Raw genomic sequence first — 26,243 nt, forward strand, 5'->3', positions numbered from 1 at the left:
GCGCTCCGCGAAGCGAAGGTCAAAGCGGGCGGCGAAGGCAGCGGTGGGGACCGGCCGGTCGGTTCGGTGCGGCGCCCCGCAGAGCGAAGGTCAAGACGGGCGACGGCGGCGGTAGGGGCGGGGCGAGGGTGGTCGCCCGGGTGTCGGGCCCCACGGGGTCGGGGCTCAAGCGGGCGGCGAGGGCGGGAGTGGGCGGGGCGGCGTGTGCTCCCAGCGAGGGGAGCCGGCCCGCCTGCCCGCGCCCGGCAGGGGCCCTTATCCCTATATGCCTGGTTTGCAGCGAGGAACGGGCGGGGGTGGGGGCGCCCTGCGTACTGCGAGAGCACCCCGATTACATCTACCAGCGAGTAGTAAGCTCCGAGGCCCCCACCACCCCCTCATCGGTTACCCAGAGTGGCCAACCGAGGGGACGAATACGACATCCCGCCCCACGCCATCCCTCCCCGGGTTCCGGCCCCCTGCATCCCGGCCTTGCGGGTGGCTCGAACCCCCGATCACCGGCCCGATCGGGGTCATTCGGGCCTCTAGGGGCCTGTTCCGGGCCGGGATGCGCGCCCGGGAATCACCGGGGTGCTCTCGCGGTGCGCAGGGCGCCCCTCCTCGCCATCACCCTGTGTATTTGCCAAGGTCAGATAGGGGTAGCGGTTTCAAGGGCGGTCGGCCCCGGCGCCCGGGCGACGCGGGAACGGCGAACCCGCCACCCCACCTTGCCCCGACCGCCCCCACCCGCTCTGCCGCACCGGACCGACCAGCCGGCACGCTCTCCCGCCCTTGCCGCCCGCTTGAGCCCCGGCCCCGTGGAGCGCCGCGCCCGGGCGACCACCTGCGCCCCGCCCCTACCGCTGCCGTCGCCGCCTGCCTGAACCCCGACCCCGTGGGGCGCTGCACCGGACCGACCAGCCGGTGCCCACCACTGCCCTCGCCGCCCGTCTCGACCTTCGCTCTTCGGAGCGCCGCGCTCGGGCGACCGCCTGCGCCCCGCCCCTACCTTCGCCGTCGCCGCCGGCCTGAGCCTTCGCTCCGTGGGACGCCGCGCCCGACCGACCAGCCGGTCCCCCTCCCCGCCGTCGCTGCCTGCTTGAACCCTCGCCCCGTGGGGCCCGCGCTCGGGCGATCGCCTTCGCCTCGCCCCTGCCGCTGCCGTCGCTGCCTGTTTGGGCCTTCGCTTCGCGGGGCGCCGCGCCTAACCGACTGGCCGGTTCCTCTTCCTGCCCTCGCTGCCAGCCTGAACCGCCACCCCGTGGGGCCCGCGCTCGGCCAAGACGCTCGGCCAAGACGTCCAGCCGAAAGGCCGCCGGGAAACGCGCCGCGCCGCCTCGGAGGGGTCCGGGGCGGCGCGGGGCGGGTATCGGGAACAGGGGCCGGGGGCGGTGGTGCCGCCTTCGGGCCTCTATTCAGAGCGGTCCTCTAGAGCAGACCTGGGCCGGTGAGGTCCTCCGGGAGGCGGGAGGCGGCCGCGCGGTCCAGGAGGAACAGGGTGCGGGAGCGTCCCCGGGCGCCTGCGGCGGGGACCTGGACCGGGCCCGCCTCCGGGTCCAGGGCCAGGCGGACCGCCTCCGCCTTGGCCCCGCCCGAGGCCAGCAGCCACACCTCGGCGGCGGAGCGGATCGTCGGCAGGGTCAGCGAGACCCGGGTGGGCGGCGGCTTCGGCGCGCCGTGCACCGCCACCACGCTCCGCTCCTCCTCGTACAGCGCCGGCTGCTCGGGGAAGAGCGAGGCCACGTGGGTGTCCGGCCCCACCCCCAGCAGGCACACGTCGAACGCGGGCTCGCCCGGGCGGGCGGCGGCGCGCAGCGCCTCGGCGTAGCGCTCCGCCCCGGCCTCCGGGGAGTCGCCGCCCGGGCCGTCCGGGCCTCCCGGGGCGGGCATCGCGTGCACCCGCGCCGGCTCCAGCCCCACCCCGTCCAGCAGCGCCTCGCGGGCCTGGGTCTCGTTCCGCTCCGGGTCGCCGGCGGGCAGGTAGCGCTCGTCCCCCCACCACACGTCCAGCGCGCCCCAGTCCACCGCGTCCCGGGCCGGCGCCTTCGCCAGCTCGGCCAGGACCGCGATGCCGATGCCGCCGCCGGTCAGCACGATCGACGCCGAGCCGCGTGCGGCCTGCGCGTCCACCAGGCGGGTCACGATCCGGGCCGCGGCGGCCTTGGCCAGCAGCCCGGCATCGGGGTGGACGATCACGGCGGGTGCGCTCACCGGCGCGCCTCCTCTGCTCCCAGGGTGCCGCCCTCGACCAGCCCGGCCAGGTGGGCGGCGGTCCTCTCGTACATCTCGTCGGGGTCCAGCCGGCGCAGCTCCTCGGAGAGCGCCTCGGCGGCGCGCCGCCGGGCCAGCGCCACCACCTGGTCCGGCTGGCCCGGGCGGGACAGCGTCGCCACCCGGCCGTCCATCCGGTGCAGGGTGATGTCCCCGGCGTCGCTGGTGAGCCGGACCGCGGTGATGCCGGGGCCGTTGGAGGCCGACCGCCGCACCGGGACGTCCAGCTGCCGGGAGAGCCAGGCGGCGAGCAGCTCGGCGCTGGGGTAGTGCGGCTCCGCGGTGACCTCGGCGCCGGTCACCCAGCCCGGCGGGTGGTCCATGGCGCTGGCCAGCATCGACCGCCACGGGGTGAGCCGGGTCCAGGTCAGGTCGGTGTCCCCGGGCCGGTAGGCGCGGACCCGGGCGAGCAGGTCCTCCAGCGGGTCGCCGGCGCGCAGCGCGTCGGTGATCCGCCGGTGCGCCAGCCGGCCGACCGGGTCGGCCGACGGGTCGCGCGGGCCGGGGCCGGGCCACCACGCCACCACCGGGGCGTCCGGCACCAGCAGCGGGGTGATCACCGAGTCGGCGTGCTCGCCCAGCGGCCCGTAGAGCCGCAGCAGCAGCGCCTCGCCGGGCCCGGAGGTGCCCGGGCGGCGGATCTCTGCGTCGATCGCCGGCTCGGCCCCGGGGTCGCGCCGGATCAGCGCGATGATCCGGGACGGGTGCTCCCGGCCGGCCTCGGTGGCGGCGCGCACCGCGTCGTAGTGGTCCGCCTCGTCGGTCACCACCACCAGGGTGAGCACCATGTTCATCGCGCCGCCGCCGATGCTCAGCCGCTCGGCGGAGAGCGCCTCGGCGACCTGGGCGGTGTCGGTGCGCGGCAGGTACAGCGTCATCGCCGGTCCTTCCGGTCGTCGTTCCCGGTCACGGGCGCCTCCACTGGCGCCCCTCGCGGGCCAGCATGGCGTCGGCGGAGGCCGGGCCCCACTCGCCGGAGCGGTACTGCTCGGGCTGCCCGGACTCGGCCCAGTGCCGCTCCACCGGGTCCAGGATCTCCCAGGACAGCTCCACCTCCCGCTGGCGCGGGAAGAGCGGCGGGTCGCCGATGAGCACGTCCAGGATGAGCCGCTCGTAGGCCTCCGGGCTGGCCTCGGTGAAGGACTGGCCGTAGGCGAAGTCCATGGTCACGTCGCGGACCTCCATGGCCGCGCCGGGCACCTTCGAGCCGAACCGCATGGTGACGCCCTCGTCCGGCTGGATCCGCAGCACCAGCGCGTTCTGCCCCATGTCCTCGGTGTCGGTCTGGCTGAACACCTGGTTGGGGGTGCGCCGGAAGACCAGCGCCACCTCGGTGACCCGGCGGCCCAGCCGCTTGCCGGTGCGCAGGTAGAACGGGACCCCGGCCCAGCGGCGGGTGTTGACCTCCAGCCGCAGTGCCGCGTAGGTCTCGGTGACCGACTCCGCGGGGATGCCCTTCTCCTGCAGGTAGCCGCAGACCTCGGCGCCGCCCTGCCAGCCCGCGGCGTACTGGCCGCGGGCGGTCCCGGTGGACAGGTCCTCGGGCAGCCGCACCGCGGAGAGCACCTTCTCCTTCTCGGTGCGGATGGCGTCGGCGGTGAAGGAGACCGGCTCCTCCATCGCCACCAGCGCGAGCAGCTGCAGCAGGTGGTTCTGGATCACGTCGCGGGCGGCGCCGATGCCGTCGTAGTACCCGGCGCGCCCGCCCACCCCTATGTCCTCGGCCATGGTGATCTGCACGTGGTCGACGAGGGTGCGGTTCCACAGCGGCTCGAACAGGGCGTTGGCGAACCGCAGCGCCATGATGTTCTGGACGGTCTCCTTGCCCAGGTAGTGGTCGATGCGGAAGACCGAGTGCGGCGGGAAGACCTCGTCCACCACCGCGTTGAGCTCCTGGGCGCTGTGCAGGTCGTGGCCGAACGGCTTCTCGATCACCACCCGGCGCCAGGCGCCGTCGGCGGAGGACGCCAGGTCGGACCGCTTGAGCTGCTTGACCACGCTGGGGAAGAGCGCGGGCGGCAGCGACAGGTAGAAGGCGTAGTTGCCGCCGGTGCCGCGGTCGGCGTCGAGGCTGCGCACCGTGCGGGCCAGCTCGTCGAATGCCTCGTCGTCGTCGAGCTCGCCCTGGACGAACCGCATGCCCTCGCTGAGCTGGCGCCACACGTCCTCGCGGAACGGGGTGCGGGCGTGCTCGCGCACCGCGTCGTAGGCGACCTTCGCGAAGTCCTGGTCCGCCCAGTCCCGCCGGGCGAACCCGACCAGGCCGAAGCCGGGCGGCAGCAGGCCGCGGTTGGCCAGGTCGTAGATGGCCGGCAGCAGCTTCTTCCGGGCCAGGTCGCCGGTGACCCCGAAGAGCACCAGCACGCTCGGCCCGGCGATCCGCGGCAGCCGCCGGTCCAGTTCGCTGCGGAGCGGGTTCGGGGTCGCCCCCGGCATCGCCGGTTCCTTCACCGGGACACTCCTTCCAGGGAGCCGGCCGCCCGGCGCAGCTGCTCGATGCCGGCGGCGCGGTCGGTCAGGTGCAGGCGCACGGCGGGGCGGCCGCGCGAGTCCAGGGCCCCGAAGTCGCCCAGCGCCTGGGCGAGCTGGAGCCGGGCCAGCCCGTAGGGGCGGCCGGGGATCTCCAGGTCCTCCGCGGAGTCCGCGGTGATCTGCAGGAACACCCCGGCGGCCGGGCCGCCCTTGTGGTACTGGCCGGTGGAGTGCAGGAACCGCGGCCCCCAGCCGAAGGTGACCTGCCCCGGGCCGGCGGCGGCCAGCCCGGCGCGCAGGCCCGCCGCGGGGGCGTCGCCCACCCGGTCCAGGTAGGCCATGACGGCGAGGTAGCCGCCCTCGGGGACCGCGCCGAGCAGGCCGCGCAGCAGGCCGGCCAGGTCCTCGGCGCGCGGTGCGGAGCCGGAGGCGTGCACCTCCACCGCGCCCTCGGTGAACAGCGGCTCGCCGGCGGGCAGCGGCCCGGTGCCGGCCCGCTCCAGCAGCGCCTTGGTGTTGTCCTTGGACTCCTGCACGTTGGGCTGGTCGAACGGGTCGATGCCGAGCAGCCGGCCGGCGACGGCGGTGGCGTACTCCCAGGCCAGGAACTGCGCGCCGAGCGGCCCGGTGACCTGGACCAGGGCGCCGCCGTCCGGCGCCGGGCCCGCCTCGGAGCAGGAGACGGGGAGGGTGTCCGGGGCGTCGGTGAACCCGGGCGCGTTGGCGCCCTCGACCACCACCGGCAGCACGCCGGTGCCCTGCTTGCCGGTGGACTCGGCGACCAGCTGCTCGATCCAGTCGCCCAGCCCGATCGGGGTGGCGGCGGCCAGCGCGGCCAGGTTCCGGCCGGAGGCGCCCAGTGCCGCGCCGAGCAGCAGGGCGGGATTGTCCTTGCCCGCGGCCAGCGATTCGGCCAGCGCGGCCGCCTCGTCCAGCAGCGCGGCGACGTCCACCCCGGCCAGCGCCGTCGGCACCAGGCCGAACGCGGACAGCGCGCTGTACCGGCCGCCGACGTCGGGGTCGGCCAGGAAGGTGCGGTAGCCGCGCTCGGCGGCCAGGCCGGCCAGCGGCGAACCGGGGTCGGTCACCACCACGATCCGCTCGGCCGGGTCGATCCCGGCGTCGGTGAAGGCCTTCTCGAACACCCGCCGGTGGCTGTCGGTCTCCACCGTCCCGCCGCTCTTGGAGGAGACCACCAGCACGGTGCGGTGCAGCCGGTCGGCTGCCGCGGCGCGCACCTGCGCGGGGTCGGTGGTGTCCAGGACGGTCAGTTCCGCCCCGCGGGTCGCCGCGATCACCTCGGGGGCCAGCGAGGAGCCGCCCATCCCGGCCAGCACCACCCGGTCCAGCCCGGCGGCGCGGTTCTCCGCGGCGAGCCGGGACAGCTCGGGCAGCAGCTCCCGGGAGGTGTGCGGCAGGTCGAGCCAGCCCAGCCGGACCTCGGCCAGCTCGGCGGCGTCCGGCCCCCACAGCGTGCTGTCCCCGGAGGCCAGTGCGGCCGGGACCCCGTCGGCGGCCAGTGCGGCGACCGCTTCGGCGGCGGCCTCCGCGGCCGCGCCGCGCACCCGCACGGCCAGTCCGCCGGCGCGGGCCTCTTCGACTCGGTTCTCCGTGCTCAACGTGGGTGACCCTTCTAAATCAGCGAGTTCGGCGAAAACTTTCGTGGAGCCCCGTACCCGTTCCGACCCCGGGAAGACGAAGACGGGGGGCCGGGAACGCGGAGAGCGTTCCCGGCCCCCCGCGGGCGGCGGGAACGGTCAGACCGCGCCGAGCGCGGAGCCGACCTTGTCCAGCAGCTGCTCCCAGGACTTCTCGAACTTGGCCACGCCGTCCTCTTCGAGCAGGCGGAGCACGTCGTCGAAGTCGACGCCGGCGCCGGCCAGCGCGTCCAGGTCGGCGCGGGCCTGCGCGTAGCCGCCGCGGACCGTGTCACCGGTGATCCGGCCGTGGTCGGCGACCGCCTCCAGGGTGGCCTCCGGCATGGTGTTGACGGTGTCCGGGGCGACCAGCTCGGTCACGTACCGGGTGTCGTCGTAGGCGGGGTCCTTCACGCCGGTGGAGGCCCACAGCGGGCGCTGCCGGTGCGCCCCGGCGGCCTCCAGCACCCGCCAGGACTCCGAGCCGAAGAACTCCTCGTAGGCCTGGTAGGCGAGGCGGGCGTTGGCGACGGCGGCGCGGCCGCGCAGCGCCTTGGCCTCGGGGGTGCCCTGGGCGTCCAGGCGCTTGTCCACCTCGGCGTCGACCCGGCTGACGAAGAACGACGCCACCGAGTGGATCCGGGAGACGTCCAGCCCGGCCTCGCGCGCCTTGGACAGGCCCTCCTGGAAGGCCTGCATGACGGCGCGGTAGCGCTCCAGGGAGAAGATCAGCGTGACGTTGACGCTGATCCCCTCGGCGAGCGCCCGGGTGATCGCGGGCAGGCCCTCGACCGTGGCCGGGATCTTGATCATCAGGTTGGGGCGGTCGACCAGCCACCACAGGGCGCGCGCCTCGGCGACGGTGCGCTCGGTGTCGCGGGCCAGCCGCGGGTCGACCTCCAGCGACACCCGGCCGTCCCGGCCGCCGGTGGAGTCGAACACCGGGCGCAGCACGTCGGCGGCCTCGCGGATGTCGGCGCCGGTCAGCGCGCGCACCGCCTCGTCCACCGAGACGCCGCGCAGCGCCAGGTCGCGCAGCTGCGCGTCGTAGGCGTCGCCCTCGCCGAGGGCCTTCTCGAAGATCGTCGGGTTGGAGGTCACCCCGACGACGCTGCGCTCGGCGATCAGCTCCTTCAGGTTGCCGGTGCGCAGCCGGTCGCGGCTGATGTCGTCCAGCCAGACCGCGACGCCCTCAGCGGAGAGCTCGCTCAGCGGGTTCGTCATCGACTTCTCGTTTCTCCCTCGAATGGGTCGTGCGTCAGGCGGAGGCGGCGGCGAGGCTGCGGCGGGCGGCCTCCACCACGGCGTCGGCGGTCAGCCCGAACTCCTCGTAGAGCCTCTGGTAGGGGGCGGAGGCGCCGAAGTGCTCCAGGGAGACGGCCTCGCCGGCGTCCCCGGTGAACTCGCGCCAGCCCAGCTCGATCCCGGCCTCCACCGAGACGCGGGCGCGCACCGCGGGCGGCAGCACGCTCTGCCGGTACTCGGCGTCCTGGGCGCGGAACCACTCCACGCACGGCATGGAGACCACCCGGGTCGGGGTCCCCTCCGCCTCCAGGCGCTCGCGGGCGTCCAGGGCGATGGCGACCTCGCTGCCGGTGGCGATGAGGATCGCCTCCGGGGTGCCGGTGGAGGCCTCGGCCAGCACGTAGCCGCCCTTGGCGGTGCCCTCGGCGGAGCCCAGCACGGTGCGGTCCAGCACCGGCACGTTCTGCCGGGTCAGCGCGAGCGCGGCGGGCCGGTCGGCGTTGCCGATCAGGGTGCGCCAGGCGACGGCGGTCTCGTTGGCGTCGGCGGGGCGCACCACGTCCAGGCCGGGGATGGCGCGCAGCGACCACAGGTGCTCGACCGGCTGGTGGGTCGGGCCGTCCTCGCCCAGGCCGATGGAGTCGTGCGTCCACACGTAGGCGACCGGGAGCTTCATCAGCGCGGCGAGCCGCACCGCCGGGCGCATGTAGTCGCTGAACACCAGGAAGGTGCCGCCGTAGGGGCGGGTCGGGCCGTGCAGCGCGATGCCGTTGAGGATCGCGCCCATGCCGTGCTCGCGGATGCCGAAGTGCAGCACCCGGCCGTAGGGGTCGCCGGGGAACGCCTTGCTGGCGGCGCTCTCCGGGAGGAAGGACGGCTGCCCCTTGGGCGTGGTGTTGTTGGACCCGGCCAGGTCGGCCGAGCCGCCCCACAGCTCGGGGAGCTCCGGGGCCAGCGCGCTCAGCACCTCGCCGCTGGCCTTGCGGGTGGCCATCCCCTTGGCGTCGGCCTCGAACACCGGGAGGGCGTCCTCCCAGCCCTCGGGGAGCTTGCCGGACTCCAGGCGGGCGAAGAGCTCGGCGCGCTCGCCGGCCTCGGCCTGCCAGGAGGCGAACCGCTGCTGCCAGGCCTCGTGCGCGGCGCGGCCGCGCTCGGCGGCGGCGCGGGTGTGCGCGAGCAGCTCGGCGGGGACGTCGAAGCGGGCGTCGGGGTCCATGCCCAGCACCTGCTTGGTGGCGGCGACCTCCTCGGCGCCCAGCGCGGCGCCGTGGATGCCGCCGGTGCCCTGCTTGTTCGGCGACGGCCAGCCGATGATGGTGCTCAGCCGGATGAACGACGGCCGCGAGGTCTCGGCGCGGGCCGCCTGGATCGCGGCGTGCAGCGCCTCCACGTCCTCGTGGTAGGTGCCGCCGGCGGTCCAGTCCACGGTCTGCACGTGCCAGCCGTAGGCCTCGTAGCGGGCGGCGACGTCCTCGGAGAAGGCGATCCGGGTGTCGTCCTCGATGGAGATCCGGTTGTCGTCCCAGATCAGCACGAGGTTGCCGAGCTCCTGGGTGCCGGCCAGGGCGCTGGCCTCGTGGCTCACGCCCTCCTGCACGTCGCCGTCGGAGCAGATCGCGTAGACGTGGTGGTCGAAGAGGCTCTCGCCGGGGGCGGCCTCCGGGTCGAACAGGCCGCGCTCGCGGCGGGCGGCCATCGCCATGCCGACCGCGTTGCCGATGCCCTGGCCGAGCGGGCCGGTGGTGGTCTCCACGCCGGCGGTGTGCCCGTACTCGGGGTGGCCGGGGGTGGGGCTGTCCCACTGCCGGAGGTTCTTGACGTCGTCCAGCTCCAGGCCGTAACCGGCCAGGAAGAGCTGGATGTACAGGGTGAGGCTGCTGTGGCCGCAGGAGAGCACGAAGCGGTCCCGGCCGACCCAGTGCGGGTCGGTGGGGTCGTGCCGCATGACCTTCTGGAACAGCAGGTAGGCCGCCGGCGCGAGGCTCATCGCGGTGCCGGGGTGCCCGGAGCCGGCCTCCTCGACTGCGTCCATGGCCAGTGCGCGGACCACATCGACCGAGCGGCGGTCGAGGTCCGACCACGCAAGGGAGTCGGAGGTGTCGGTGTTCACGCGGGCTCAGGGCTCCTTTCGCGCATTCGACCGGTCCCGTGCGGCGTTGGGCCGGGGCACCGTGAATGTGAGGTTGTCCATGCTCATCGGGTCGGTGCGCCGTGCGTCGGGGCGCCGGTCGGCTCCCGGGGAGAGAACACGGCAGGATTGACCAGGTACGACCCTATCGCTCGCGGAAGGGGACGGGACTGTGCGACGCGGCACGTCGGCGCCCGCGGTCAAACGGGGGCAAAGGGGTGCGGGCGGCGCGGAAAGGCCGGGCGGTGCGCGGGCAAGCGGCCCGGCAAGAGCGGGGCCGGGCGGGCCGGCCGGGGGCGGGCCCTGCGGGGACGGAGCGGTCCGCACCGGGCCGGGCGCTGGGCGAGCCCCGGTCGAGGGGGCGGCGCAGGCAGTACTACAGTATGTCGTTGACGGGGTTTTACGGGCTCTTGGCCGGCTGCCGGAGATGCCCCGGATCCCGCTGTGGCGAGCAGTGCAGATCCCTATTTCTTCGAGGTACAGCGTGTCATTGTCCGTAGAGCGGGTGCCCCAGGGGGAGCGGTCCTCCGCGAGCGGCGCCGGCGAGAGCGGCGGGCCGGGGCGCCGGGCGTCCTTCGGCGCCTATGTCCGGGCCTACGTCGCGCTGTCCAAGCCCCGGGTCATCGAGCTGCTGCTGATCACCACGATCCCGGTGATGTTCGTGGCGGCCGGCGGGGTGCCGCCGCTGTGGACCGCGGTGGCCACCCTGGTCTTCGGCACCTTCTCCGCGGCCAGCGCCAACGCCATCAACTGCTACATCGACCGCGACATCGACCAGGAGATGCGCCGCACGCGGCGGCGCCCGGTGGCGATGGACCAGGTCACCCCGCGCGGGGCGATGGTCTACGGGCTGGTCCTGGCGGCGCTGTCCACCGGCGGGTTCGCGCTCTTCGTGAACTGGCTGGCGGCGGCCCTGTCGCTGTTCGCGATCCTGTTCTACATCTTCGTCTACACGATGCTGCTCAAGCGGCGCACCGCGCAGAACGTGGTGTGGGGCGGCATCGCCGGGTGCATGCCGGTGCTGATCGGCTGGGCCGCGGTCACCGAGCGGCTGGACTGGGCGCCGTTCGTCCTGTTCCTGGTGGTCTTCTTCTGGACCCCGCCGCACACCTGGGCGCTGGCGATGCGCTACCGGGACGACTACGCGGCGGCGAAGGTGCCGATGCTCCCGGTGGTCGCCACCGACCAGCGGGTGCTGCTGGAGTGCGTGCTCTACAGCTGGGCCACGGTGCTCACCTCGGTGCTGCTCTGGCCGGTCGCCGGGACCACCCTGTTCTACCTGGCGGTCGCGGTGGTGCTGGGCATCGTGCTGCTGGTGCAGGCGCACCGCCTGCTTGCGGCCAGCCGGGCCGGGGTCTCCGGGGCCAAGCTCAAGACGATGGGCTTCTTCCACCTGTCCAACGCCTACCTGGCGCTGCTGTTCACCGCGGTGACCATCGACCCGCTGCTGCGCGGCTGGCTGACCTGACCCGGGCGGGCCCCGGAGCGGTTACGATCTGGGGCCATGCCCGCTCTCGACAGCAAGGCCATTCTCGAAGGCCGCAAACCGGGGAGCAGGTCCTACGGCCTGCTCATCGGCATTTTCATCAGTGTCCTGTGCACCCTGGGGATGCTCGGCTACCTGCTGCTGTCCGGCCTGGTCACCGGCGGCGTCTCCGGTGTGGTCGGGTTCCTGGTCAGCCTGGTCGCCGCGGTCATCCCGGTGGCGATCCTGATCCCGCTGATCCTGATGCTGGACCGGCTGGAGCCCGAGCCCGGGTCCATGCTGCTGTTCGCGTTCCTGTGGGGCGCGGGCGTGGCGGTCGGCGTCTCGTTCATCCTCAACACCGTCGGCATGCAGCTGGGCACGGTGCCGCTGTTCGGCGCGGACACCGGCACCTACATCAGCACCGCGGTGGGCGCCCCGGTGGTGGAGGAGAGCGCCAAGGGCCTGGTGCTGGTGCTGCTGCTGTGGCGGCGGCGCTACGAGATCGACTCCTACACCGACGGCGTCATCTACGCGGGCATGGTCGCCACCGGCTTCGCCTTCACCGAGAACGTGCTGTACTTCCTCACCTCCTACTTCGAGGAGGGGTTCTTCGGCCTGGCGTTCACCTTCGTGCTGCGCGGCCTGATCGGCCCGTTCGGCCACCCGATCTACACCGCGATGATCGGCCTGGGCGTCGCCTACGCGGCGATGCGCCGCGGCCCGATGCGGCTGGTCGCCCCGGTGGCCGGCTGGGTGGCAGCGGTGCTGCTGCACGCGCTGTGGAACGGCTCGACCATCTTCGGCTGGTACGGCCTGGGCGCCGCCTACCTGGTGCTGTTCTTCGTTCTGGTGGCGATCATCGGCGTCGCGGTGCAGGACCGCCGCCGCCAGATCGCGGCCATCTCCCACTACCTGCCGCCCTACATCCCGACCGGGCTGGTCACGCCGGCCGACATCAGGATGCTGAGCAGCATGGGCGGGCGGCGCGCCGCCCGCGCCTGGGCCTCGCGCAACGCCGGCGTGCGCGGCCGCCGGGCGATGCAGGACTACCAGCTGGCCGCCACCGAGCTGGCGCTGCTCCACCAGCGCCTGGACCGGGGCGTGGCCCGCCCGCACTGGGAGGGCCGCCGGGACGCGTTCCTGGCGCTGATGCACGTGGCCCGGGAGGCGTTCCAGGGCCGGGTGCAGGCGCCCGCGACACCGGCCTGGGCCCCCTCGGCGACCGACTCCGGCTTCCTGCGCCGCTCGGACTTCTCGCACGTCATCGCGGAGGCGCAGGCGCGCCGCGGGTTCAGCGGACCGCCTCCGCAGGCGCCGCCGGGGCGGCCTCCGGGGCGCTGACCCGCTCGGCGGTGCCGAAGTAGAGGCGCAGGATCGCGATCCACACCAGCGCCGACCCGAGCACGTGCAGCACCACCAGCCACTCGGGCAGGCCGAGGAAGTACTGGACGTAGCCGATCACGCCCTGCAGCAGCACCGACCCGAGCAGCAGCAGGCTCTGCACCCGGGGGGTCCGCGCGCCGGCGCGCAGCGTCAGCACCACCATGGCCAGCGCGCCGGCCAGCACCGCCCAGGCCAGCACCGAGTGCACCCGGGTCACCAGCACCAGGTCGAAGCCCCACCGGGGCGCCTCGGCGTCGCCGCCGTGCGGGCCGGTGCCGGTGACCACGGTCCCCGCGACCAGCAGCACGAAGCCCAGCGGCACCAGCGCGGTGGCCAGGGTCCGGGCGGCCGGGCCGACGGTGGGCCGCAGCACCCCCTCGGGTTCGCGGCAGCGCACGTAGTAGGCGACGGCCACCACGACCACCAGGGTGGAGAGCAGGAAGTGCGAGGCGACCGACGCCGGGTGCAGGTCGCTCCAGACGGTGATCCCCCCGACCACGGCCTGGCCCAGCACGCCCAGCGGGATGACCGTCGCCATCACCCGCAGGTCCCGGCGGCGCGGCCGGAGCCGCAGCGTCGCGATGAAGACGATGACCCCCACGGCCAGCACCAGGAAGGTCAGCGTCCGGTTGCCGAACTCGATCGCGGCGTTGAACGCCGAGTGGTCGGTGCCCACCGGGACGAAGCTCTCCTCGGTGCACTTGGGCCACTCCGAGCAGCCCAGCCCGGAGGAGGTCACCCGCACGGTGGCCCCGGTGACCGCGATCCCCGCGTTGACCACGATGTTGCCCAGCGCCCACCAGCGCAGCGACGCGGTCGTGGGCCGCCACACGGTCCGGGCGAGCAGCGCCAGCGCCACCACGCCGACCACGGCGAAGGCCACCTGCCAGGCCCACAGCGGCAGGGACAGGATCTCGATCTCTTCGGCCGCCACCGGGCCCGGACCAGCGTCGATCAGCATACGACAGAGCGTAGTAGATTCTCGGGGCCGCCTGGATCCGGGGCGCCGGGACCGCGTGGCCTGCGCCGACGGGAGAGCGGAAGGCGCCCGCCGCCGCGGCCGGGTCCGGCCGGGAGGGAACGCCCGGCGGTGCCGCGGGGTCGGACCCGGCATGACCGCAGCTCCCCAGGACCCGCCGGACCCGCCCCGAGAGCTCCGCGCCTCGGACGCGGCCGTCGCGGCCTTCGTCCACGTTCCGGCGGCGTCCGCCGCCGTCCTCGGCTGGCTCATGCTGGTGCACAGCGGCTACCCCGCGCCGATGGCCGAGAACCTGCTCATCCTCCTTCCCGTCGCAGGCGCCGCCGCTCTGGCCTCGGGGACGCACTTCAGAGTGCGCAGCGTCCCCGCCCCCTACCGGATCGGCGCCCTGGCGGCGTTCGCGTCGGCCTTCTGCGCCGCCTTCGGCATCGACACGGGGATCTGGTCGACGGGCCGGGAACGGCTCCTCTACCTCGCCTTCCCGGTCTCCCTGGTCTTCGCCGCGCTGCTGGCCGCGGCGAGACTGCCCCGCGGCCGGCTCCGCGTCTCGCCCGCCTGGACCTCGGGGACCGCCTGGGCGGTCGCGGCGGCGGTGCTCCTCCTCGTCGACGGAGCGGTCCGCCACGCCGAGGCGCAGGAGGAGCAGCGGCGGGCGGCCGCCGCCCTGCGCGGGTACGACACCGTGGCCGTCCTCGACGCGCCGGGGTGGCGGCTCGCCCACGCCTACCACGAATCGGACTTCCCCGAGCTGGTCTACCGCGACCTGCTGGGCCGCACGGTCCTGCTCGGCTCCGCGCCGGGGCCGCTTCCGGAGGAGGCGGAGGAGTGGGAGCTCACCGCCGACGTCCTGGACCCCGGGAAGTGCGGCACCGGGCCGGGGGAGCCCAGTGAGGAGGAGTGCGAGGTGCGGGCGGGGATGCTCGTGGTGGAGATGGAGGGGGCGTCCGCCGACCGCTACCTGGGCGACGACACCGACCGGTGGCCGTCCGGGTGGACGGAGGTGCGGACGGAGACCGCCGACGGGCGGTACGTGCGCCTGCGCTCGGACTCCCCGGGCGTCGACCTGGTCGGGCTCGCCGGATCGATCGAGGAGGCGGACCCCGGCGACCCGCGGGCCGACGCCGCGGAGGCGTCCTGCCTGCTCCGCTGCCCGGTGTGGCGGAACTACCACCCGTGAGCGCGGGCGGCCGGGGGAGCCGGACGCCCGAGTGCGCACGGCGCCCCGCCCGCCGAGGCGGTGCGCCGGCCCGGCTCACCCGGCCGGGTCGATGTTGTGGTTGCCGGAGAAGAGGTTGCCCGGGTCCCAGGCGCGCTTGGCCCTGCGCAGCCGCTCGGCGTTGACCGGGGCGTAGACGCCGAGGGCGAACGGGTCGCCGTCGGCGCGCTCGTGGAAGTTGCCGTAGGTCCCGTGCCCCTCCCCGATCGCGGACCAGGCCTTCTCCAGCCGGGCGACGTCGCCGGCGCCGCTCCCCGGGGGGAGGACCCCGGTGAAGACCGCCAGCGCCTCGGCGTCCCGCCAGCCGAACGCGGTCGCGGTGGGCGCCACCCGGCCGAACGCGCCGCCGAGGGCGCGGACGGCCAGGATCGACCCGGGGGCCTGCCCGACCAGGCCGGCCAGGCCGTCGACCACCGCGTCGTCGAGCCGGAGGAAGGCGTTGCGCTCCTCCACGACGACGTCGTCGTGGCCGGCCCCGGGCGCGTCCGCCAGGGCATGCTCCACGACGCCCTCCAGGCCGTCGGGCTCGCCCCCGTCCTGGAGCACCGATACGTAGGAGCGGCGCTCGAACCGGGTGCGGACGATCCCGGGCAGTTCGAGCAGGGGCGCGACGGCGGCGCGGGCCCGGTGCCCGTCGCCGCCGCCCCAGACGGTGAAGATCTGGCAGTTCGCCGGCGCGCCGCCTTCGGCGGGCATGGCGAAGAGGGTGGAGTTCAGCCGCTCGTCGGCGCCGCGCATGGCGTCCCGCCATCCGCGGAGCAGGGCGGCCAGGCTCTCCCGGGACGGACTGACCGCGGTGACGGTGCCGTAGTGGACGGCGGGCAGCGGGTGGGCCTGGAAGGTGAACCGGGTGACCGCGCCGAAGTTCCCGCCGCCGCCCCGCAGCGCCCAGAACAGGTCGGGGTGGTGCTCGGCGTCGGTGTGCAGCACCTCGCCGGCCGCCGTCACCACCTCGGCGGCGAGCAGGTTGTCCAGGGTCAGCCCGTGCCGGCGCACCAGCCAGCCCACGCCGCCGGTGAGCGCCAGCCCGCCCACCCCGACGCTGTCGGTGTCGCCCGAGCTGAGCGCCAGCCCGTGCGGGTGCAGCGCCCGGGCGACCTGCCGCCACACGGCGCCGCCGCCGACGTCGACGCGGCCGCCGCCGCGGACCTCGACGGAGTCCAGCCGGGACAGCAGCACCAGCACCGCGCCGGCGCGGGCGGCGAACGCGCCGTGGCCGCCGCCGCGGACCGACAGGGGCAGCCCGTTCCCGGCGGCGAACCGCACCGTCCGGGCGACGTCCGCCGCCGTGGCGGGCCGGGCGATCGCGGCCGGCGCCGCGGTGCCGCCGTCCTGGGCCGCGGCCTCGGCGAAGCCGGGCTCGCCGGGCAGCAGCACCTCGCCGTCCAGGGCGGCGCGCCACGCGGCGAGCGCGGCGGCCGGTGCGGCCGGCGGTCGGAGTTCTGCGGTCATGGTCGCCTTCCCCGGGTCGTCGCCACTCTTTGTTTGCAGTGCAAACAAGGTCGGTTTGCACCGTACACTCGTCCCGGACACCGCCACAAGCCGCCGAAGGGGGACCGGGCCGATGACACCGGAGCACCGGGAACGGCGGGCGCTGAGCGTCCCGCTGATCGTGGAGGCCGCCATCGCCCTCGCCGACGAGCAGGGCCTGGACGCCGTCTCCACCCGCAGGCTCGGCGGGCGGCTCGGCACCTCCGGAATGGCCGTCTACCGCCACGTCAGCGGCCGCGGAGAGCTGCTGGAACTGATGGTCGACGAGATCGCCGGCCGCTTCGCCTACCCCGAGCCCCGGCCCTCCTCCTGGCGCGAGGCGCTGGAGGCGGCCGGATGGCAGGACTGGCGGGCCTACCGCGCGCACCCGTGGCTGGTCGCGGCGGCGGCCGGCACCCGCCCGCGGCTCGGCCCCAACTCGCGCGCCGCGATGGAGTGGACGCTGGCCGCCCTGGACGGCTTCGGCCTCGGCTCCGCCGAGCGGCTGCACCTGCTGGGGGCCGTCGCCTCCTACGCCAGGGGCCTCGCCCTGGCCTGGATGCCCGAGGGCGGCGCCCCGCCGCCCGAGCCGCCGGACATCGCCCGGCACTGGAAGGAGCGGTTCGCCCCGGGAGGGGACCCCGCCGCGGACCACCCCCGGCTCGCCGCCGCCGTCGCGGAGCTGGCCGGCGACCGGGGCGCGCCGGGCCCCGACGCCGAGTTCGGCTTCGGCCTGGCCCGCGTCCTCGACGGGATCGAACAGCACATCGAACAGCACCTCGCCCACCGGCGCGGCCGCTGACCCCCGGCCCGCCCGCTCCCGGCCGCCGCTGAATCGGTGGCGCCGCGACCGGCCCGGACGGAGACCGGTCCGGGCCCGGCCGGCCCCGGTGCGGCGGCGGCCCGGTCGGCCGGGAGGCGCGCCGGCGCGGCGGCCGAGGGCATGAGCGGGTACCGGAGCGGGAATGCATCCGGTCTCAGCGGTCGCGGAAGCGCAGTACGCGGCAGCCGCCGGGAGGCTCGGCCATGGGGGGCTATGCGACCCAGATCGGTCTCGTCGTGCTGCTGGTGGTGATCAACGCGGCCCTCGCCGGGACCGAGATAGCGCTGGTGACGCTGCGCGCGGGGCAGATCGCGCGGCTGGAGGCGAGCGGGCCGGGAGGCAGGGCGGTGGCGCGGCTGGCCCGCGACCCCAACCGGTTCCTGGCCACCATCCAGATCGGCATCACCCTGGCCGGGTTCCTCGCCTCGGCGACGGCCGCGGTCACCCTGGCCCAGCCGCTGATCGGCCCGCTGGGGTTCCTCGGCGACGCCGCCGGGCCGGTCGCGGTCGTGCTGGTCACCGTGGTGCTCACCTTCTTCACCCTGGTCGTCGGCGAACTCGCGCCCAAGCGCATCGCGATGCAGCGGGCCGAGGCCTGGTCGGCGCTGGCCGCGCGCCCGCTGGAGCTGCTGGGCACCCTCTCCCGGCCGGCGGTGTGGCTGCTCGGCATCTCCACCGACCTGGTCGTCCGGGTGTTCGGCGGGGACCCCCGGTCCCGGGGCGAGGAGGAGATCGGCGAGGACGAGCTGCGCGCCATGGTCTCCGGGCACCGGGGCATGACGCCGACCCAGCGCACCATCATCACCGGCGCCCTGGAGCTGTCCCAGCGCCGGCTCCGGCACGTCCTGGTGCCGCGCCGGGAGGTCGACGCGGTCTCCGCCGCGGCGCCCTCCCGGGAGGCGGCGCGGATCCTCGCCGAGCACGGGCACAGCCGCGCCCCGGTGGTCCAGGGCGACGAGCTGGACGATGTGGTGGGCGTGGTGCACTGGTGCGACCTGCTGCTCAACGACGACCACGCGGGGGCGGTGGCCCGGCCGCCGATGCTGCTCCCCGACACCCTGGGGGTGCCCGCCGCGTTCCAGCGGATGACCGCCGAGCGGCAGCAGCTGGCGGTGGTCATCGGGGAGACCGGCGAGGTGGCCGGCATCGTCAGCCTGGAGGACCTGCTGGAGGAGATCGTCGGCGAGATCTACGACGAGACCGACTCCGACGTCCGGGGCGCCACCCGGCTGGAGGACGGCTCGATCCGGCTGCCCGGCACCTTCCCGGTGCACGACCTGCCCGACGTCGGCGTCCACCCGGAGGACCTGCCGGACGGCTCCTACGTCACGATCGCCGGGCTGGTCATCGCGCACCTGGGGCACATTCCGGAGGCGCCCGGCGAGACCGTCGACATCGGCGGCTGGCTGGCGCTGGTCGCGGCCACCGAGGGCCGCGCCGTCACCGAGGTGATCCTCACCCCCGACGTGGCCGAGGCCGGCGAGGAGACCGGCCCTTCAGAGCGGTGATCTCGACGGCTGTCAGTGGCTGCCGGCGGCCTTGTCGCCGAGTGGCCGCCACAACGAGGAAGGGGAATCCGGGAAGGGGGAGGGGAGCGGGAGACGCCCCACCCGGGCGCGGCGCCTCACGGGACCCGGTGACAGCGGCCCGGGAAGGAACGGCGCGGAGGGCGGTCGCCCGAGCACGGGCCCCACGGAGCGGGGGTTCAAGCAGGCGGCGAGGGCGGGAAGGGGCGACCGGCCAGTCGGTCGGGTGCGGCGCCCCACGAAGTGAAGGTTCAAGCGGGCGGCGAGGGCGGTGGTGGGGGACCGGCTGGTCGGTCGGGTGCGGCGCCCTGCGGGGTGGGGGTTCAGACCGGCGGCGACGGCAGCGGTAGGAGCGGGGCGGAGGCGGCCGCCCGAGGGGCGGGCCCCACGGGGTGGCGGTTCAGGCTGGCGGCGAGGGCGGTGGTGGGGACCGGCCGGTCGGTCGGGCGCGGCGCCTCACGGGGTGGCGGCTCAAACCGGCGGCGACGGCATAGGAAGGGGCGGGGCCGGGCGCCTCACCCGAGCGCGGCGTCTCGCGGAGCGAAGGTTCAAGCAGCGGCGACGGCAGCGGTGGGGGCTGGGGGCAGGTGGTCGCCCGGGCGCGGGCCCCACGGGGTGAGGGTTCAAGCGGGCGGCGAAGGCGGGGAGGGACACCGGCTGGTCGGTCGGGTGCGGCAGAGCAGGGCGGGGGCGGTCGAGGTGGGCCGGGGCGGCGGGATCGCCGTTCCCGCGTCGCCGGGGGCACCGGGGCCGGCCGCCCCTGAAACCGCCGCACCTCCCTGAACTGGATGAATACGCAGGGTGATGGCGAGGAGGGGCGCCCTGCACACCGCGAGAGCACCCCGGTGATTCCCAGGCGCGCATCCCGGCCGGGAACGGGCCCCGGAAGCCCCGAATCGTCCTGATCAGGCCGGTGGTGAAGGGTTCAAGCCGCCTGGAAGGCAGCAAAGTAGAGGCCCGAAACTCGGGCAGGGGCGGCGCGGGGGCGAGATGTCGCTTTTGTTTCCTCGAGGGGCCCCGCCCTGGCCACTCCGGGTAATCAGCGAGGGGGCGATGGGGGTCTCGGGGCTCACTACTCGCTGGTAGATGTAATCGGGGTGCTGCGGAGGTGTGCAGGGCGCCTCCTCCTTCGGCTGTTCCCTGCTGCAAACCCGGCATATAGGGATAAGGCCCCAGGTGGGCCCGCCCTCGCCTTCACCGGGCCCCGCCCTGCTCCCCGCCGGAAGCATGTGCGGGCCGGACCGGTGAGCGCGGCGCCCGCCCCTCCTCGCCTTCGCTGCCTGCTTGAACCCTCGCCCTGTGAGGCGCCGCGCCCGGGCGATCGCCTCCGCCCTGTCCCTACCTTCGCCGTCGCCGCCCGTTTTGACCTTCGCTCCGTGGGGCGCCGCGCCGGACCGACCAGCCGGTTCCCACTGCCGCCTTCGCCGCCCGCTTGAACCCCGACTCCGCGAGGCGCCGCACCCGGCTGGAGCGTCAAGCTCCGTCCCCCCGCTGCCGTCGCTGCTTGTCTTGACCTTCGCTCTGCGGGGCGCCGCGCCGGACCGACCGGCCGGTTCCCACTGCCGCCGTCGCCGCCTGCTTGAACCCTGACCCCGCGAGATGCCGCGCTCGGGTGAGACGCCCGCCCCGTGCCTGCCGCTGCCGTCGCCGCCTGCCTGAACCTTCGCTCTGCGGGGCGCCGCGCCGGATCGACCGGCCGGTTCCCACTGCCGCCTTCGCCGCCCGTCTTAGCCCCCGCCCCGTGGGATGCCGCGCTCGGGCGATCGCCTTCGCGCCGTTCCTTCCCGGGCCGCTGTCGCTGGGTCCCGTGGGCACCGTGCTCGGGAGGAGTGAGGTGTCAGGCCGGGTCGGGAGGGCGTTGGCCGCGGGTGGCGCCGACGCTGGCGGCCACCACGCAGCCGATGGCCAGCCACTGCCAGCCGGAGAGCACCTCGCCCAGCAGTGCCAGGCCGACCAGCGCGGCCGCCGCCGGCTCCAGGCTCATCAGGATGCCGAACACCCGGGTCGGCATCCGGCGCAGCGCCTGCATCTCCAGCGAGTACGGCACCACCGAGGAGAGCAGGCCCACCGCCAGGCCGATCAGCAGCAGCCGCCAGTCGAGCAGGCCCGTCCCGCCTTCGGCGATGCCGGCCGGCGCCATCGCGAAGGCGCCCACCACGCTGGCGATGGCCAGCCCGGAGGTGCCGGCGAAGCGCCGCCCGGTGGACGCGCTGAGCAGGATGTAGGCGGCCCAGGCCGCCGCGGCGAGCAGGGCGAAGCCGACCCCGGCCGCGGTGATGTCGCCGTCGCTGCGGCCCAGCAGCACCACGCCGGTCCCGGCCAGCAGCACCCACAGCACGTCGATCCGGCGCCGCGAGCCCAGGATGGCCACGGTGAGCGGGCCGAGGAACTCGATGGTCACCGCGATGCCCAGCGGGATCCGGGCGATCGCCTGGTAGAGCGCGTAGTTCATGACGGCCAGGGAGAGGCCGAAGGCGACCGCCACCGCCCAGTCGGCGCGCGTACGCCCGCGCAGCACCGGCCGGGCCAGGGCGACGAGCACGATCGCGGAGGTGAGCAGCCGGAGCCAGACCACCGCGCTCGGCGGGAGCACCCCGAACAGGTTCTTCGCGATGCCGGCGCCGGCCTGCACCGACACGATGCCGACCAGCACCATCCAGGTGGGCGGGATGTTGTCGGCGAGCCCGCGCAGGCTCCCGGCGGCGAACGGGTTGGAGAAGAGGGGCCGGCCCGGGTACTCGGGGCGGCCGGAGGCTGCTTCGGCGGTCACGACCGATCATCCTAGGACCTGGGGGGCGCCGCCCGCTTCGGCCTCCCCCGGGTTCACCGGCGCCCCCGGGGGAATGCAGCCTTCGTCCGGAGCAGCCGGAACCCAGGAGACAGGAGAGGGGAGCGCATGGTCTTCCGCGTCGCATCGGAGGTGGGGCGCCTGCGGCAGGTCATCGTGCACCGGCCCGGCCTCGAACTCAAGCGGCTCACCCCGTCCAACAAGGACGCCTTCCTCTTCGACGACGTGCTGTGGGTGAAGCGGGCCCGGGAGGAGCACGACGCCTTCGCCGCCCTGCTGCGCGGGCACGGCGTCGCGGTGCACTACTTCCACGAACTGCTCCAGGAGGTGCTGGCGGTGCCCGAGGCCCGCGCCTTCATCCTGGGCGAGGTGGTGGACGAGCGGTTCCACGGCCCCCGGGCCGCCGACCCGCTGCGCGCCGCCCTGGACGGGATGGGCGACGAGGAGCTGCGCCGCTTCCTCATCGGCGGCATCACCAAGGCCGAGATCCTGGAGCGCTCCGCGGACCCCTCCTCGCTGTGGCTGCACTCCCTGGGCCCGGACGACTTCGTCCTCGACCCGCTGCCCAACCACCTGTTCACCCGGGACACCTCCTGCTGGCTGTACGGCGGGGTGTCGATCAACCAGATGCGGAAGAAGGCCCGGCGCCGGGAGACCGTCCACTACGAGGCGGTCTACCAGTGGCACCCGATGTTCGCCGGGGCCGGGTTCGAGGTCTGGAACCGGGGCCGGGTGCACGCCCCCGCCACCATCGAGGGCGGCGACGTGATGCCGATCGGCAACGCGTCGGTGCTGGTGGGGATGGGGGAGCGGACCCAGCCGCAGGCCGTGGAGCTGCTGGCCCGGGAGATGTTCGCCCGGGGCGGCGCGGAGCGCCTGGTCTGCCTGCGGATGCCGCACGCCCGCGCGGTGATGCACCTGGACACCGTGATGACCAACGTGGACCGGGGCGTGTTCACCGCCTACGCGGGCCTGGGGCTGCTGCCGTCGTTCACCATCGAGCCCGGCGGGGACGGCAAGGAGCTCAAGGTCACCGACCACCCGCCGGAGGACATGTACCGGGTGATCGCCGAGGCCGCCGGGGTGGACCGGCTGAAGGTGCTCACCCCGGTGCAGGACGTGTTCTCCTCCCAGCGCGAGCAGTGGGACGACGGGTGCAACGTCTTCGCCCTGGAGCCGGGGGTGGTGGTCGCCTACGAGCGGAACATGACCAGCAACGCCCACCTGCGGGACAACGGGATCGAAGTGCTCACCATCAGCGGCGGCGAGCTGGGCCGCGGCCGCGGCGGCCCGCACTGCATGACCTGCCCTATCGAACGGGATCCGTGACCGGCTCCGCGGTCTCCGCGGCCGGCGGCCCCCCGGCCGCGGGCCGCACCCGGCGCAGCCCGCCGACCGCTGCGACCAGCAGCAGCGCCCAGGCGGCCGCCTCCAGCCCGGGCTGCACCAGGATCATCGCCAGCCCGACCTCGGTGCGCCCGCCGATCCCGGCGCCGGCCTGGGCCAGCAGCCAGCCGAACGGCAGCGCCGCCGCGGCCAGCTGCACCGCCAGCGCGGCCCACACCAGCCCGCGCCGGGCCGGCCTCCGCCGCACCAGCAGCACCGCGCCGACCGCGAACAGCACCGCGGCGGGCCCGACCGCCCGCACCACCGCAACCCAGGGAACGTCGATGAACTCCACCGGCACACCCTACGGGGACGGCTCAGGCGGCCTGCACCGAGGCCGCGACGGTGGAGGGGACGGGGACCGGCAGGCCCTCGGCGCGGAGCCCGTCGAGGTGGAAGTCGATCGCCCCGCGCATCTCCTCGATGGTCTCGTCCACGGTGTCGCCCAGGGCCACGCAGCCGGGGAGGTCCGGGCACCATGCCCCGTAACCGTCGTGGCCGGGTTCGATGAGGATCACGTACCGGCTCATCCGAGTCCTTCCTTGCTCCCGCACCGGATCCGTCGGTGCCAGGATGCCGGAGCGGCCGCCGGTACGGCGGCTCTTCCGGCGGAAAGTCACTCCCAGCGGAAGAAGCGGGCCGCCAGGGCCGCGCCGGCCGCGGTCCACAGGGCCAGTACCAGGACCGGGGCCAGGGTCGGGGCGGCGCCGTCGGCGAGGACCGCGCGCAGGCCCTCGGCCAGGGCGGTGACCGGGAGGGCCTGGAGGAGCGGCTGGACCGCGTCGGGGAAGCGGTCGGTGGCGAAGACCACCCCGCCCAGGCCGAGCAGGACCACGTAGACCAGGTTGGCCGCGGCCAGGGTGGCCTCGGCGCGCAGGGTGCCCGCCATCAGCAGGGCCAGCGAGCTGAACGCCGCGGTGCCCAGCAGCACCAGCAGCACGCAGTAGGCCAGCCCGGCCGGGTCGGCCGCGGGGCGCCAGCCGAGCAGCACCGCGGTGGCCCCGATGACCAGGAACTGCAGCGCCTCCACCGCGAGCACCGCCAGGGTCTTGGCGGCGAGCAGCCCGAACCGGGAGAGCGGGGTCGCGCCGAGCCGCTTGAGCACGCCGTAGCGGCGCTCGAAGCCGGTGCCGATGGCCTGGCCGGTGAAGGCGGTGGAGAGCACCGCCAGGGCCAGCACGCCGGGGGTGAGGAAGTCGACGCGCGGCCCGGAGCCCAGGTCGAGCACGCCGGTGGTGCTGAAGCCGACCAGCAGCAGCACCGGGATGACCATGGTGAGCAGCAGCTGCTCGCCGTTGCGGAGCATGACGCGCAGCTCCATGCCGGCCTGGGCGGCGACCATCCGGTGCAGTGGGGCGGCGCCCGGCGCCGGGGTGAACGGGGAGGTCCCCGAGGCGGTTGGGGTCATGGTTCTCGCAGCTCGCGTCCGGTGAGTTCGAGGAAGACGTCTTCCAGGGTGCGGCTCTGCACGCGCAGCCCCTCGGGGTCGACGCCGTTGGCGGCGCACCAGGTGCTGACCGTGGCGACCAGCTCCGGGCCGATCCGGCCGTCGGCGTCCTCCCCGGAGACGGTGCAGGCGGTCCGTCCGCCGGCGCCCTCCGCGCGGACCTCCACCCTGGTCCCCTCGGGCAGGGCGGTGCGCAGCGCCTCGGCGTCCAGCCCGGAGCGGGCCTCGAAGCGCAGCTCCTGGCGGGCCCGGGTGAGCTCGGAGGTGCTGCCGTCGGCGACCACCCGGCCGGAGTCGATGATGACCACCCGGTCGGCCAGCCGCTCGGCCTCCTCCATGTAGTGGGTGGTCAGCAGCACCGCCACCCCGGCGTCGCGCAGTTCGGCGACCAGGTCCCAGGTGGCGTGGCGGGCCTGCGGGTCCAGTCCGGCGGTGGGCTCGTCCAGGAAGACGGCCTCGGGGCGGCCGATCACCGCCGCGGCCAGCGACAGCCGCTGCTGCTGGCCGCCGGAGAGCCGGCGGAACGGGGTGCGCGCCGCCGAGGTCAGGCCCAGCCGCTCCAGCAGCGACTCCGGGGCGATCGGGCGGGCGTGGAAGGAGGCCATCAGGCGCAGCCACTCGCCGGCCCGGGCGCCGGTGGGCACCCCGCCGGACTGCAGCATCACGCCGACCCGCGGCTTGAGCCGGGCGGCGTCGGCCACCGGGTCCATGCCCAGCACCCGCACCGTGCCGGCGTCGGCGCGGCGGAAGCCCTCGCAGATCTCGACCGTGCTGGTCTTGCCGGCGCCGTTCGGGCCGAGCAGCGCGGTCACCGCGCCCGCGGGCGCGGTGAACGACAGTCCGGCGACGGCGGTGGTCTCGCCGTACCTCTTGACCAGGTCGGTGACCTCGACCGCGGGTGTTCCCATGGCAGCAGAGTCTATGGGCGCCCCGCCGCCGGGCTGCACCGGCCCGGCCCGGCGGGGCGCCGCGGCCTCCGCCCCGGCCCCCGCGGCGCCGTGCCGGACGGGGCGGATGCGCACCGGCGGGACGTGCGGGGGCGCCGGGGCCGTCCCGGATACCGGTCGCCCTGTATCACATGCCGAGAGAATTTCGGCCCGGCCGCGGCCCGCTGCGGAGTGACGGACCGCTCTCTGCGGGTGAAACGCCTGCAAGGTAAGGCTTGCCTGGGTGATGAATGGCATGGATCACCGTTTGCCCCAACGGAACTATTTACGCCACACTGATGTTGTGAAAAAGGTGAGCGGCGGACAGAGGGCGCGCGAGGGCGGCGCGCACGATCCCGCGCGCACTCCGGCCGTGCCCGACCTGGGCGCCGAGACCGGGACGCGCGCGCGGGTCGCCCGACTCATCCTCGAACAGGGTCCGATCACCGCCTCCAGCCTGGGGGAACGGCTCGGACTCACGCCGGCGGCGATCCGCCGGCACCTTGACAACCTCATGGGCGAGGGCCTCGTGGAGGCCCGCGACGCCCGGCCGATCGGGCGGCGCGGCCGCGGCCGGCCGGCCAGGGTGTTCGCGATCACCGAAGCCGGGCGCGACGCGTTCGTGCACGGCTACGACGACCTCGCCTCCAGCGCGCTCCGCTTCCTGGCGGAGCGGGCGGGACCGGGGGCGGTCACCGAGTTCGCGCGGCGCCAGGTCGCCGAACTGGAGGCCCGCTACCGGCCGCTCCTGGAGGGCGTGCCCCCTCAAGCGAGGGTGCGCAAGCTCGCCGAGGCGCTGACCAACGACGGCTACGCGGCTGCCGCGGCCGAGGCGCCCGCGCCCGGCGGTGGACAGCAGCTCTGCCAGCACCACTGCCCGGTGGGGCACGTGGCGGCCGAGTTCCCGGAGCTGTGCGAGGCGGAGGTGGAGGCCTTCGCCCGCCTGCTGGGGACCCCGGTCCGGCGGCTGGCGACCATCGCCCACGGCGACGGCGTCTGCACCACCCACGTGACACCCCGGGACATCGAGGCCGGCGGTACCGCCCAGGCCCGCCAGACCCCCGCCGACGGCGGGCGAGACCAACAGGACGTCTGAGTC

General features: G+C 75.1%; 20 protein-coding genes. 7 read left to right on the forward strand and 13 right to left on the reverse strand.

All coding sequences use genetic code 11. The features are described from left to right. Window positions 1-1,407 precede the first annotated feature (1,407 nt). The 6 genes from pgl to tkt all read right to left on the reverse strand — a co-directional run bounded on the left by pgl (window position 1,408) and on the right by tkt (window position 9,714). Window positions 1,408-2,190, reverse strand: a complete 783-nt coding sequence (gene pgl, locus D459_RS0114255) for a 6-phosphogluconolactonase (protein WP_017593691.1) — start codon at window positions 2,188-2,190, stop codon at window positions 1,408-1,410. Then, entirely contained in the window at window positions 2,187-3,128 is a 942-nt protein-coding gene (locus D459_RS0114260) for a glucose-6-phosphate dehydrogenase assembly protein OpcA (protein ID WP_017593692.1), read from the reverse strand. The genes pgl and D459_RS0114260 overlap by 4 nt, the downstream gene beginning before the upstream one ends. Window positions 3,129-3,156: 28 nt before the next feature. Then, window positions 3,157-4,686: a glucose-6-phosphate dehydrogenase gene (zwf, locus tag D459_RS0114265; protein ID WP_026120389.1), complete on the reverse strand. Its 1,530-nt coding sequence runs from the start codon at window positions 4,684-4,686 to the stop codon at window positions 3,157-3,159. Between the two features lie 11 nt (window positions 4,687-4,697). Further along, window positions 4,698-6,341, reverse strand: a complete 1,644-nt coding sequence (locus D459_RS0114270) for a hypothetical protein (RefSeq protein WP_017593694.1) — start codon at window positions 6,339-6,341, stop codon at window positions 4,698-4,700. A 138-nt stretch (window positions 6,342-6,479) separates the two neighbouring features. Continuing rightward, entirely contained in the window at window positions 6,480-7,583 is a 1,104-nt protein-coding gene (gene tal, locus D459_RS0114275; protein ID WP_017593695.1) for a transaldolase, read from the reverse strand. Between the two features lie 34 nt (window positions 7,584-7,617). After that, the gene (gene tkt / locus D459_RS0114280; protein ID WP_017593696.1) at window positions 7,618-9,714 is read right to left on the reverse strand and encodes a transketolase; all 2,097 of its coding nucleotides are present in this window, start codon (window positions 9,712-9,714) and stop codon (window positions 7,618-7,620) included. Between the two features lie 523 nt (window positions 9,715-10,237). Here tkt and D459_RS0114285 point away from each other — a divergent pair. Then, window positions 10,238-11,200, forward strand: a complete 963-nt coding sequence (locus D459_RS0114285) for a heme o synthase (RefSeq protein ID WP_017593697.1) — start codon at window positions 10,238-10,240, stop codon at window positions 11,198-11,200. Between the two features lie 36 nt (window positions 11,201-11,236). Next, window positions 11,237-12,541 carry a PrsW family intramembrane metalloprotease gene (locus D459_RS0114290; RefSeq protein ID WP_017593698.1) on the forward strand — a complete coding sequence of 435 codons (1,305 nt, stop codon included), beginning with the start codon at window positions 11,237-11,239 and terminating at the stop codon, window positions 12,539-12,541. Here D459_RS0114290 and D459_RS0114295 read toward each other — a convergent pair. Then, window positions 12,492-13,544: a COX15/CtaA family protein gene (locus D459_RS0114295; RefSeq protein ID WP_017593699.1), complete on the reverse strand. Its 1,053-nt coding sequence runs from the start codon at window positions 13,542-13,544 to the stop codon at window positions 12,492-12,494. The two genes, D459_RS0114290 and D459_RS0114295, sit on opposite strands and share 50 nt — an antisense overlap. A gap of 151 nt (window positions 13,545-13,695) precedes the next feature. Here D459_RS0114295 and D459_RS0114300 point away from each other — a divergent pair, with 151 nt between their 5' ends. Then, entirely contained in the window at window positions 13,696-14,739 is a 1,044-nt protein-coding gene (locus D459_RS0114300; protein ID WP_017593700.1) for a hypothetical protein, read from the forward strand. 75 nt (window positions 14,740-14,814) lie between these two features. On the opposite strand, the gene D459_RS0114305 is transcribed toward D459_RS0114300, so the two are convergent. Continuing rightward, the gene (locus D459_RS0114305; RefSeq protein ID WP_017593701.1) at window positions 14,815-16,230 is read right to left on the reverse strand and encodes an FAD-binding oxidoreductase; all 1,416 of its coding nucleotides are present in this window, start codon (window positions 16,228-16,230) and stop codon (window positions 14,815-14,817) included. A gap of 112 nt (window positions 16,231-16,342) precedes the next feature. Between D459_RS0114305 and D459_RS33635 the strand changes: the two genes are divergently transcribed. Together D459_RS33635 and D459_RS31610 are read left to right on the forward strand one after the other, a co-directional pair. Further along, on the forward strand, window positions 16,343-17,050 hold the full coding sequence (locus D459_RS33635; RefSeq protein ID WP_017593702.1) for a TetR/AcrR family transcriptional regulator: 708 nt from the start codon (window positions 16,343-16,345) through the stop codon (window positions 17,048-17,050). Window positions 17,051-17,274: 224 nt separating this feature from the next. Then, window positions 17,275-18,579, forward strand: a complete 1,305-nt coding sequence (locus tag D459_RS31610; protein WP_017593703.1) for a hemolysin family protein — start codon at window positions 17,275-17,277, stop codon at window positions 18,577-18,579. 1,855 nt (window positions 18,580-20,434) lie between these two features. On the opposite strand, the gene D459_RS0114320 is transcribed toward D459_RS31610, so the two are convergent. Beyond that, window positions 20,435-21,367 (reverse strand): EamA family transporter, encoded by a 933-nt coding sequence (locus tag D459_RS0114320; protein WP_017593704.1) that lies wholly within the window; start codon window positions 21,365-21,367, stop codon window positions 20,435-20,437. A 126-nt stretch (window positions 21,368-21,493) separates the two neighbouring features. Here D459_RS0114320 and D459_RS0114325 point away from each other — a divergent pair, with 126 nt between their 5' ends. Further along, complete coding sequence (locus D459_RS0114325; protein WP_017593705.1) at window positions 21,494-22,714, forward strand: arginine deiminase; 1,221 nt, start codon at window positions 21,494-21,496, stop codon at window positions 22,712-22,714. Here D459_RS0114325 and D459_RS0114330 read toward each other — a convergent pair. The 4 genes from D459_RS0114330 to D459_RS0114345 form a co-directional block, all read right to left on the reverse strand. Then, on the reverse strand, window positions 22,695-23,066 hold the full coding sequence (locus D459_RS0114330; RefSeq protein ID WP_017593706.1) for a hypothetical protein: 372 nt from the start codon (window positions 23,064-23,066) through the stop codon (window positions 22,695-22,697). The genes D459_RS0114325 and D459_RS0114330 overlap by 20 nt on opposite strands. 22 nt (window positions 23,067-23,088) lie before the next feature. After that, window positions 23,089-23,301 carry a type II toxin-antitoxin system HicB family antitoxin gene (locus tag D459_RS0114335; protein WP_017593707.1) on the reverse strand — a complete coding sequence of 71 codons (213 nt, stop codon included), beginning with the start codon at window positions 23,299-23,301 and terminating at the stop codon, window positions 23,089-23,091. Between the two features lie 86 nt (window positions 23,302-23,387). Beyond that, window positions 23,388-24,179: an ABC transporter permease gene (locus tag D459_RS0114340; RefSeq protein ID WP_017593708.1), complete on the reverse strand. Its 792-nt coding sequence runs from the start codon at window positions 24,177-24,179 to the stop codon at window positions 23,388-23,390. Continuing rightward, window positions 24,176-25,126 (reverse strand): ABC transporter ATP-binding protein, encoded by a 951-nt coding sequence (locus D459_RS0114345; protein ID WP_017593709.1) that lies wholly within the window; start codon window positions 25,124-25,126, stop codon window positions 24,176-24,178. Before D459_RS0114345 ends, D459_RS0114340 begins: the two co-directional genes overlap by 4 nt. A gap of 322 nt (window positions 25,127-25,448) precedes the next feature. Here D459_RS0114345 and D459_RS31615 point away from each other — a divergent pair, with 322 nt between their 5' ends. Then, a complete protein-coding gene (locus D459_RS31615; RefSeq protein ID WP_394296694.1) occupies window positions 25,449-26,240 on the forward strand; it encodes a helix-turn-helix transcriptional regulator in 792 nt (263 codons plus the stop codon). Window positions 26,241-26,243 lie beyond the last annotated feature (3 nt).

Source organism: Nocardiopsis potens DSM 45234 (assembly GCF_000341105.1).
Taxonomy (GTDB): Bacteria; Actinomycetota; Actinomycetes; order Streptosporangiales; family Streptosporangiaceae; genus Nocardiopsis_A; species Nocardiopsis_A potens.

Excerpts from the sequence above, each read along its gene's own strand:
- zwf (WP_026120389.1), bottom strand. The coding sequence starts at position 4,686 with ATGCCGGGGGCGACCCCGAACCCGCTCCGCAGCGAACTGGACCGGCGG.
- D459_RS0114295 (WP_017593699.1), bottom strand. The coding sequence starts at position 13,544 with ATGCTGATCGACGCTGGTCCGGGCCCGGTGGCGGCCGAAGAGATCGAG.
- D459_RS0114325 (WP_017593705.1), top strand. The coding sequence starts at position 21,494 with ATGGTCTTCCGCGTCGCATCGGAGGTGGGGCGCCTGCGGCAGGTCATC.
- tal (WP_017593695.1), bottom strand. The coding sequence starts at position 7,583 with ATGACGAACCCGCTGAGCGAGCTCTCCGCTGAGGGCGTCGCGGTCTGG.
- D459_RS0114300 (WP_017593700.1), top strand. The coding sequence starts at position 13,696 with ATGACCGCAGCTCCCCAGGACCCGCCGGACCCGCCCCGAGAGCTCCGC.
- D459_RS0114290 (WP_017593698.1), top strand. The coding sequence starts at position 11,237 with ATGCCCGCTCTCGACAGCAAGGCCATTCTCGAAGGCCGCAAACCGGGG.
- D459_RS0114305 (WP_017593701.1), bottom strand. The coding sequence starts at position 16,230 with ATGACCGCAGAACTCCGACCGCCGGCCGCACCGGCCGCCGCGCTCGCC.
- D459_RS0114345 (WP_017593709.1), bottom strand. The coding sequence starts at position 25,126 with ATGGGAACACCCGCGGTCGAGGTCACCGACCTGGTCAAGAGGTACGGC.
- D459_RS0114335 (WP_017593707.1), bottom strand. The coding sequence starts at position 23,301 with ATGAGCCGGTACGTGATCCTCATCGAACCCGGCCACGACGGTTACGGG.
- D459_RS31610 (WP_017593703.1), top strand. The coding sequence starts at position 17,275 with ATGGGGGGCTATGCGACCCAGATCGGTCTCGTCGTGCTGCTGGTGGTG.
- D459_RS33635 (WP_017593702.1), top strand. The coding sequence starts at position 16,343 with ATGACACCGGAGCACCGGGAACGGCGGGCGCTGAGCGTCCCGCTGATC.
- D459_RS0114340 (WP_017593708.1), bottom strand. The coding sequence starts at position 24,179 with ATGACCCCAACCGCCTCGGGGACCTCCCCGTTCACCCCGGCGCCGGGC.
- D459_RS0114260 (WP_017593692.1), bottom strand. The coding sequence starts at position 3,128 with ATGACGCTGTACCTGCCGCGCACCGACACCGCCCAGGTCGCCGAGGCG.